This window comes from Pleomorphomonas koreensis DSM 23070, from assembly GCF_000425185.1.
GTDB lineage: Bacteria > Pseudomonadota > Alphaproteobacteria > Rhizobiales > Pleomorphomonadaceae > Pleomorphomonas > Pleomorphomonas koreensis.
Genome location: NZ_AULH01000040.1, coordinates 1 through 8,744 on the forward strand (window position 1 = coordinate 1; position 8,744 = coordinate 8,744).

At 54.6% G+C, this 8,744-nt stretch carries 11 protein-coding genes; 6 read left to right on the forward strand and 5 right to left on the reverse strand.

Annotated elements, in window-relative coordinates; genetic code table 11:
• The 5 genes from H512_RS0119515 to H512_RS0119535 form a co-directional block, all read left to right on the forward strand.
• A partial coding sequence (locus H512_RS0119515; RefSeq protein ID WP_156899581.1) for a transposase occupies positions 1–348 on the forward strand: 348 nt, incomplete at its 5' end.
• A gap of 116 nt (positions 349–464) precedes the next feature.
• On the forward strand, positions 465–1,058 hold the full coding sequence (locus H512_RS27165) for a hypothetical protein (RefSeq protein ID WP_156899582.1): 594 nt from the start codon (positions 465–467) through the stop codon (positions 1,056–1,058).
• A complete protein-coding gene (locus H512_RS27170) occupies positions 1,024–2,526 on the forward strand; it encodes an argonaute/piwi family protein (RefSeq protein WP_156899583.1) in 1,503 nt (500 codons plus the stop codon). Before H512_RS27165 ends, H512_RS27170 begins: the two co-directional genes overlap by 35 nt.
• Before the next feature lie 73 nt (positions 2,527–2,599).
• The gene (locus H512_RS0119530; RefSeq protein ID WP_026784846.1) at positions 2,600–3,229 is read left to right on the forward strand and encodes a hypothetical protein; all 630 of its coding nucleotides are present in this window, start codon (positions 2,600–2,602) and stop codon (positions 3,227–3,229) included.
• A 91-nt stretch (positions 3,230–3,320) separates the two neighbouring features.
• Positions 3,321–4,205 carry a bacteriophage abortive infection AbiH family protein gene (locus tag H512_RS0119535; protein ID WP_026784847.1) on the forward strand — a complete coding sequence of 295 codons (885 nt, stop codon included), beginning with the start codon at positions 3,321–3,323 and terminating at the stop codon, positions 4,203–4,205.
• A gap of 96 nt (positions 4,206–4,301) precedes the next feature.
• Here the strand turns inward: H512_RS0119535 and H512_RS27175 are convergent, their stop codons facing one another.
• Positions 4,302–5,363: a hypothetical protein gene (locus H512_RS27175; protein ID WP_156899584.1), complete on the reverse strand. Its 1,062-nt coding sequence runs from the start codon at positions 5,361–5,363 to the stop codon at positions 4,302–4,304.
• Between the two features lie 133 nt (positions 5,364–5,496).
• Between H512_RS27175 and H512_RS0119540 the strand changes: the two genes are divergently transcribed.
• Positions 5,497–6,093: a DUF6088 family protein gene (locus tag H512_RS0119540; RefSeq protein ID WP_026784848.1), complete on the forward strand. Its 597-nt coding sequence runs from the start codon at positions 5,497–5,499 to the stop codon at positions 6,091–6,093.
• A 30-nt stretch (positions 6,094–6,123) separates the two neighbouring features.
• Here the strand turns inward: H512_RS0119540 and H512_RS0119545 are convergent, their stop codons facing one another.
• The 4 genes from H512_RS0119545 to H512_RS26030 all read right to left on the reverse strand — a co-directional run.
• Positions 6,124–6,648 (reverse strand): antitoxin Xre/MbcA/ParS toxin-binding domain-containing protein, encoded by a 525-nt coding sequence (locus H512_RS0119545; protein WP_053240083.1) that lies wholly within the window; start codon positions 6,646–6,648, stop codon positions 6,124–6,126.
• A gap of 152 nt (positions 6,649–6,800) precedes the next feature.
• Complete coding sequence (locus H512_RS25110) at positions 6,801–7,298, reverse strand: PIN domain-containing protein (RefSeq protein ID WP_169507191.1); 498 nt, start codon at positions 7,296–7,298, stop codon at positions 6,801–6,803.
• Positions 7,299–7,720: 422 nt separating this feature from the next.
• Entirely contained in the window at positions 7,721–8,077 is a 357-nt protein-coding gene (locus tag H512_RS27180; RefSeq protein ID WP_156899585.1) for a hypothetical protein, read from the reverse strand.
• A gap of 427 nt (positions 8,078–8,504) precedes the next feature.
• The coding region (locus H512_RS26030; RefSeq protein WP_026784852.1) for a transposase at positions 8,505–8,744 on the reverse strand (240 nt) is incomplete at its 5' end.

An 8,744-nucleotide genomic window follows, 5' to 3' on the forward strand; every position in this document is an offset into this window, starting at 1 on the left:
GGTGGGGAGGTTTCCGACTATCTCGGCGTCGAGCCTCTTCTGGCTCTGCCGGTCGCAAAGCCCAGAAAAATGTTGGCGGACAAGGGTTTCGATGGCGACGACGTCCGTTCCAGCCTGTTGATGCGAGCCATTCTGCCGGTCATCCCGCCACGCGCAAATCGCCGCGATCCGCCATCGTGCGACTTCAAAGCCTACAAGGATCGCAACCGTATCGAGCGCATGTTCAATCGCATCAAACAGTTTCGACGCATCGCCACGCGCTACGACAAGACGAGACTTTCATACGAGAGTTTCCTCAACCTCGCCGCCGCGATGATCTGGATAACGGCTTTTGTCAACGCAACCTAGATATGTCGGAGTGCGGCACATTTATCATTCGAGGCTCTGAACTGTGGAGCTTCGCACCGCTACCAGTGCTTACCTCGCTCCTTGGACCGATCGTCGATCGCGAAGCGTGCGTCAGCGTGGATCGTGAGACGATCGAAGAGAGTCCCGACGCAAAGCGCGTCTTGTCTTGGCTCCTACGTAAGCACTGGGAACGCTATCTGAAGGGCTTTGTTGCCGATGGTCTGATACTCGAAGATGGACGTAAGCACCGAGCATTCTTCCACGCGTTGGGCCGCGAGAACCGTGCCGTCGTTTGGAACGGTCCTCAGCGTAAAGGGAATCGGCGCGACGTTGCTAAGAGGCGAGGTGAAGGGCTGAAAACGTGGTTTGAAAATGAGGGGATCGGGTACGAGATTGTTGATCTCGGCGGCCTTTGGAGTGTTCGCATTAAGCCGTTCTATATGTTCACCGGTCGTGATGGTAAGACGCCGCTGCCCGCGTTTTCCCGCGCCTCGAAAGCTACAAGTCGCATCAAATTCGACCGCAATAAGAACGTGGAAGCTGATCTTGCTTTTTGGGAAAATTTCCTCGGGCGCGGCGGCGAAACGATCAATATTGGCGATCGACACGTCGACAATTTACTGCTGGCAGCTTCCTTCTTGAAAGTAGAAGTGCCGGAGATAGGGCTGGTGCGCGATGATACCGACGATCAAAATCGAATGTCTGCCTGAACCGCAGTTACTGTTCGGGAACGGGCAGACAGGAGTTGAACCCCGCAATGTCCTAACGAAAGCGGGAGCCGTCGACTCTGCGAATATCAAAGATATCCGGATCGGGCTGGTCGGAGCCCTAGAGGATGTGGCGTTGGCGAGGCGCTGGCTCCCGAAACTAAATGGCTTTGCCATTGCAAGGGAGAAAAGCGCGCACCGATACCGCAATTGGCCAGGTGCCCAAAAAGCATTTGGTGCGAAGTTTATAGTTGAAGATCGCTTCGTGCGGCCACTTGATCAAGATCGCTTGGCGATGGCGCTTAACCAATCGTCGATCGCGACTAAGTTCGACGAATTGCTCGATCTTTTCGACGCTCGTATTCAAAGTCTGTTCGGTGACGTGCGGCCGGACTGCATTATCGTATGCCTGCCCGACGAGGCCGCTGATCTGCGGATGTCGAATCCGAAACTCTCCGAACAAGAGCGCGAGGCGCTTGAGAAGTTGCAGCGTGAAGAGGAACAAGACCAGCTCTCGCTTTTCCAACCTACTCCTGAAGAACTGAAGGCGGCTGAAGATCTGCGCACTCAGGCCGAAGATTTGCTTTTTCGTTCCTTTTATCGTGCGCTGAAAGCGCGCATCATGACGCACCAGAATCCTATACCTTTGCAGATTATGCGGCGGGATACGTTCATTCGCCCCGACAACGAAGGACAGAGCACCGCGACCCGAGCATGGAATCTAGCAACGTCATTGTTCTATAAGGCCGGCCACGAACCATGGCGGCCTGCTTCATTGCCTGCCAATACCTGCTTCATAGGTATTTCTTTCCATCATCTCAAACGCCGTGAAGGTGATGTCGTCTATGCCAGCGTTGCGCAGGCGTTCTCGAACGAAATAGAGCCCTTCGCATTGAAGGGGGCCACGTTGCCGCATGAGCAGCGTCGCAACCGTCAGCCATATCTCAATCAGGCTCAAGCCGCAGCTCTGATGAATGATGTCCTCGACAAGTATGAAGCGCAGGCGGGCATGAAGCCGGCTCGCGTGGTGGTGCATAAGACGAGTCTCTATGAACCGGAAGAAGAAGAAGGTTTCCGGAGCGCAGCCGAATCGTGTGTGCCTGTATGTGATCTGATATGGATACGTAGCACCGCCTTCCGGCTAATCCGCAAGGGCATGCAAGAACCTTGGCGTGGAACGATGTGCACCGTTGGTGATGAAACTTATCTGTTCACCAGCGGCTATGTGTCGTGGTGGGATGAATACCCCGGTCCGCATATTCCTGCGCCGTTGCAGATCGGTTCGTGCGGCACCACCGATATACGACAACGGGCCAGGGAAATACTCGCTCTGACCAAAATGAACTGGAATTCGAGTGAAGGTATTGGCCGTCATCCGATCACTGTTTCATTTGCGAGAAAGGTGGGAATGCTGATGACTGAACTATCTGACAACCAAGCGCCAAATCCGTCTTATCGTTTTTATATGTAAGATTAGTTGTTCGGGGGTGGCGCTGGTTGGGCTCTACGGCTCGCGCCATGAAGGAAGTAGAGGGCGCACGAGATTGGCAGCGGACATCGATCGAACCACTCGCATCGCCGGTAAGCTGACAGCTGAAGACTGGAGTGCCTTCAAGGCAATTCTGGTCGTTGGAGGTGATGCGCGCCTCTGGGGGCAGGCTTTTGAAAACTATCTCTGGCAGCGACTGCAACTGCGCTACTTGCATCCCATTAGATTGCTTCAGTTAAACGGCACATGGGAGGGTGAAGGATTTTCCATCTTGTCTATCCAGTGCGCGTTGATCGAGTTTCTCGCAGCGTTGCGAAAGGGCCAGAATTACCGGCACATAAAGCGGGGAGAAAACCTCGGAGCACACGAATACAGCAAGAGCGGCAAACTCTTTGTGGAATTTCTTTCCACGACGAAAACCTTCGATACATGGTTCCCAAGTGACGTAGCGGAGGATTTTTATTCATCCATCCGTTGCGCATTGCTTCATGAGGCGCGCACAAAGAATGGATGGATCATTTGGGGAACTGGAGCCTGTCCGATCGATGCGGGAAGGAAGATTGTGTATCGCGACACACTCCAATGCGTGATCCTCGACTACATAGAGGCCTACCGTCAGTCGCTTCGGGGCGATCTGTCACTTCAAGAAGCGTTCTTCAGAAAATTCGAGAGCCTAGCTATTTAGATTGGCTGTCGAATGGGGTCCTGGCGATGCGCTCTTGTCGTTTCGCGTCAGCTCTGCATTCGTTCTCAGTGAGCGACACTTTGAGGCCTACATGACTCGTCGACTATTCATCATTGGAAACGGTTTCGACCTGCATTATGGAATCGATTCCAGATATTCTGACTTTGCGTCCTATCTAGAAGACGTGGATCAACAGACCTTCCGCGTCGCCGATGAATACGTCGTACCTGAGAAGGATCTCTGGAGCTACCTTGAGGAACGCTTCGCTGAGATCGATGTCGACCGGATAGAAGAATACGCAGAGAATTTTTTGGCTTCGTACGGAGCGGATGACTGGAGCGACTCTGGCCACCATGACTATGAGTATGAAATCGAGCGAATCTGCGACTCGATTTCCCTAAAGCTACGTGGGCATTTTGGCGATTGGATCCGCCAACTGGAAATTCCGAACCATACAGCTACGCCCGTGCAGTGTATTGATCCAGCCGCGCTCTTCCTGAACTTCAACTACACCGCCACTCTTCAACGCCTTTACGACGTCCCTGACGGTCGAATCCTGCATATTCATGGGGCAGCATCGGACGCCACCGCCGACATTATACTCGGGCATGGATGGGAACGCCAAGCTGCGGACCTTCATTCACGCCTAACTAACGAGGACACTGATGTCCGGGTGGCCGGAGGCTTCCAATTGATTGATGAACTGCTGGCGAAGACATTCAAACCGACACGTGAAATCCTTGCGCGTAATAGCGCGTTCTTCGCTAGCCTAGCTTCCGTCACCGAGGCCTTTGTTCTCGGCCATTCGCTGGCTCAGGTGGACGAACCCTATTTCCGTGCAGTGATCGATCATGTGCGCCCGGACGTGCATTGGACCGTCAGCTTTTATGGGGACCAGGGCGCCACCCGGCTAGCAGCAGAGTCTATCGGCATTCCGACCTCAAAGCTGCGCCTAGTGCCGCTTCGCGATCTCTGACAAATAGCGGCAAAGGACCAAGTTTACGCGGTGGCAGTGGAGTATGAAACGCTGCACGCTATGGCGAGAGGCGGTTGATGGAGTCGAATCGACTCCCTATTCGTCATGCGTCCAGCCCGCTTGTCCTTCACAAAATTCGCACCCCGAATGGTAGCTATACTCAAGATCACCGCCCCCGATCTGCCGTTCGTTGCACCACTCGCACGTAGGGGCCGAGTTAGCCGTTCCTAAGCACTCGGTGCATATGAAGTTCTCATGGTGCTGAACGACGGTATGATAGCCGGAACACAGCGCACAATTCACCGGTGTTTCGACGTCGGTCGGACTAGAGTATTCGGTGTTTAGGGCACTGGCGAGTTCTTCCGACGTCACATGATGTTTGCAGTTCTTACAGATATACGATCCTGAGTTGGCTTCGATGTGCAGCGTTGCTCCACATTCGCCAGGGCAGGGAATTTCAACGTAGGCTTCGCCCAATCCACAGACCCGACAATGTTTCTCAAAGAGAATGTCCGACAGTTCGGTTACCGCGGCGGCCTCGTACCCGCAGCCTGAACAGACTTGGAATATTGTTCCGGCTTTTTTGTCCGCTTTGATCTGGGATTTTAGGCGATCAAACGCGACGCCCAAGAATGCCCGATTTTGCTTCATTCGCCAACGAATGCCCGTGATCTTGGCGTCGAACTCCGCGAACTGATCGCTCCACGCGGATAGAAGACGTTCCAAGTAAAACCAACAAAGGCATTGTTCTTTTGCAATGCCTTCGGTCAGAGCCTGATCTGCCTGCTTAGCGATGCCCTCGTGAAAGAAGTGAATCATACGATTCCGATGCGCAGCAATCTTGCCAAATTGGGCAATTGCGTCTTTCGAAATGTTTTCACTGCAAGCGTTATTCAGTCTCTTGATTGCATCTGCTTGAGTGATGGTCTTGCATTGCCCAGAGAGGAAGTCACCCAACGAAACATCCGAAGCTCGATCCACTACAAGCGTCCAATGCTCACGCATCAGGCGAGCTTTCAAAATCAGCTCCACCGCCGTTGCGAAATGAATTACTGAATACTTAGGGCTGAGCTCGATTTCATCAACCGACCTTTCGAGGAAATCAAATGCGCTCTCGGATAGGTCCCTCAATGCGGCGTTAAGCTTCTTTTTCGTCATTTGCTCCGCATCCTCGGATAGGTAAAACGGGACGATCCCGAGGTCATCAAAATGGGCTTCCCTGCAACCGACAATCTGTCACTGACAGTTGTCAGATATGATACTATGTTTCTGACAAACAGGACAAGAAGCCATGAACTCCGTCAAAGAAGCGATCCGTTCGCATGTCAAAGGTCAGCCTGAAGGCACGATTTTCGTACCTAAGGAGTTTCTCGCCTTGGGCACTCGCGCTTCGGTGGATCAAGCATTGGCTCGCTTGGTCAAGGCCGGAGTTTTGACCAGAGTTTCGCGAGGCGTCTACACCGCCAACATCGCCACCAGGTTCGGAACGATACCTCCCCCGGTGGAGTTGGTCGTTGAGAACTACGCTGCCGCGAAAGGGCAGAAGATCCTTCAGAATGAAGCAATTGCGGCCAATCGATTTGGGCTGACGACCCAAGTCCCGATCCGGCATGTCTACATCACATCCGGCCCGAGCCGCCGTCTTCAATTGGGCAAAGTGAATGTCGAGGTGAGAAAGGTCCCCAGATGGCTCACGCTCTATCCCGGCAGGCCAGCGGGTGAAATCATTCGCGCGCTTTCCTTCGTGGGAGCCAGCGAAGCCAAGACAGCTGCCAGTTCCATCAGAAGCAAGGTGGAAAAGGAGGAGTGGCGCACCGTCTTGAAGGCAAAGGCAATGCTTCCTGCTTGGATGACGTCGGCGTTGGCGCAGGAGGGGAGTTTTACCTGAGAGCTACGGACACGAGACGACATTCGTCGATCACATGAACACAATGTCCGCCTCCTGATAGGGCCGGAATGCCTGGTCGATCTCGTTCGGTTGCATGTAGAGACCACCGCTTGCCGCGTCGAGGAACCTCCGAACGCTCAAGAGGCCATCCTGAGAGCCGCTTGTGATCAAATCCATCGGCGAGCGACCACCAAACAGGGGGGCGCGGTGCGGCGTCTTCAGCCATTCGAGGGCATCTCGCTCTGCCAAGTACAGGTTGCCTAGTGCCTGATGGACTCCGAGTACGATCGAGATCCGAGTGAGCCTGTCGACGTTGAGCGTGATGTCCCTGTGTTCGCGAACGGCTTTCACCCAACTATAGTAGGTGGAGCGCGAAGGCATCCCAAGAACAAGCAACCGTTCTTCGTCGATCAGCTCCCAAAGATCCGCTATTGCGAGAAAAGTCCGAAGCCCCGGTGCACTGAGCCGACGACGATTTGCCGGTGCAAACCGCTTCATCGATGGCTCCAAAGCCTTCTCTGCGGCCGTCGTCGCTTGGCGCTTTCCGGTTGTCATCACGCCTCCATGTTAGGTTCAATCTAGTCCAAGTTCCGACGGTTCGTAAGGTCGTCTACCGGCGAATGGATGCTGGCAGCGTGGGGCCGGTACATCGCGGCGAGGTTCTGGCGGGCACCGGAAAGGGAGCTTTTGCTGTGCCAAGACGCACCCTAGAGAGCCATCCGCGGTTGAGGCTCCGCAATTGGGTTCAGCAATCCGGGCAGGGCGAAACACCGATCGATGAACTCGAAGTCACGGGTGTTGGCGGTGACGACGGTTGCCCCGAGGACGATCGCGGTCGCAGCAATGAGGAGATCTTGCCCGGGCGCTTGAGGCCCGGCTTTAGGTGTGGGCAGCCAAAGGTTTTTCAGCGCTGACGTCATGACCATTCGCGCATGGAGTCGAGCGATCTCCGCCGTCATTGGCTGGATGTGAAAATCGGAAGCCAAAAGCGTTTCTAGCCACTCGGCCAAGGCCTCGCTTTTGGCCGGGTTAGTGGCTGCGATCTTTTGAATGCCGCACTGAATTTCGAAGGTTGTGGCCACCGGGATAGCGATATCAGCAGCATCAACTTCTCGAATCCATGCGCGGAAATATGGGCTCTGCAAATCCGCCCGCTTAGCGGACTCGGATACGACGCATGTATCGAGCACGAGTCCGACGGGCATGTGAAAAATCCCACTGAAAAAACTGCCGATATCGGTGAGTAACCCGGGAATTATTATCCAATCGTTAACCATGACGATGGGGCTGTTGGAACCGTGCCTGATACCGGCTACAATGGTCGCACTAGATCGGGTTCCGGTCATGACCTCGCTAGCGAGTGAGTGGAAATCTTTGAGAATTTGGGCTTTTGACGACGCGTCGAAGCGTCTGGATGAAATACTAAACGCAGCCACTGCCTCACCCCAAACTATAGAAAAGGATGGGCGTCGATTCGTGGTTTCGCTTGCTACCGATGCTTCGGAAAAGGACGTTGAGTTTCTGCTAAAGGGCGGCCCGCTTGAGGGTGACGAAGATCTCGGCCGATAACTCAGCACTCGGGAAACAGCGACCTGATCGGCTTACGCGCAGCCGGAACAAAGCCACCTCAGTCACAACATAGCTTTCTTTTGTAGGTATTTCCGAAGGTCCCGAACGCGTCGTTGGGGAATCCCGTTTCCTTTTTCTTGTTCTGCAACGCGGCCTTGGCCTCGTCGTCCGTAAACTTGCTGGCCAGCGTGACGGCTACCCAGCCATTTGGTGTTTCGTAAGCATCGGTCCGATAGGAGAGGGTCTGCGTCTTCGCGCGGGCCGCCCCCATGTTCGGGAAGCTGAAGACCTGCACGTATTTCCGGTCGTCCAGACTGGAGGCATACACGACTTTTCGTCGCCAGTTGCCTCCGGACCAAAAGGCGAATTTCGATGTCCTGGGGCGTTTGTCCGACAGGTACGGTGTCTCGCTCACGGCGGTAATTCTCCGATGGCTCGAATTCACCGAAATCAGGGCTCTGGCGGTGCTATCGAACGAAGGGTTCGCGCATTGAGCGACGGCGAGCCACCCCGCGTTCAAGTCGGGAAGGTTCATTCGAACCAAGCATCACCTTTTTGAACTGCCAACCGGATCTGCCGCATGTTACGCGCGACTTTTCGGATGAAACGCGCAAAGGTCGAATCCAAAACGCCGGTGTTTGGTTTCCGGAACCAGTTCTGGAGATGTGCATTAGGTCGGATAGATACGACAACGAGATCACGCTACTACAGTTCGACGGGCTTGCAAAAGCCGACACGGAAAGCCCCGACGAACCCGATGCCTTCGATTTCATGAGATCGTGTCCCAGGGCGTGGTGTAGCTTCGGCGCTCGCCGTGCCTTCCGGACAGAGCCGGGAACGTGTCAGCTTGCCGCTGGCAGGCTGATGAGCGGATCATCGCTCATCGTGGCGATGGTCTCAAGTGTCATGTAGCGGGACCGCTGGACGGCCCACTCGTCATTTTGTTCGAGCAGCAGCGCCCCGACGAGTCTGACGATTGCGTCATCGTTGGGAAAGATGCCGACGACCTCTGTCCGTCGTTTGATCTCGCCGTTGAGACGTTCGATGGGGTTTGTGCTGTGAAGCTTGGTCCAGTGCTGCCT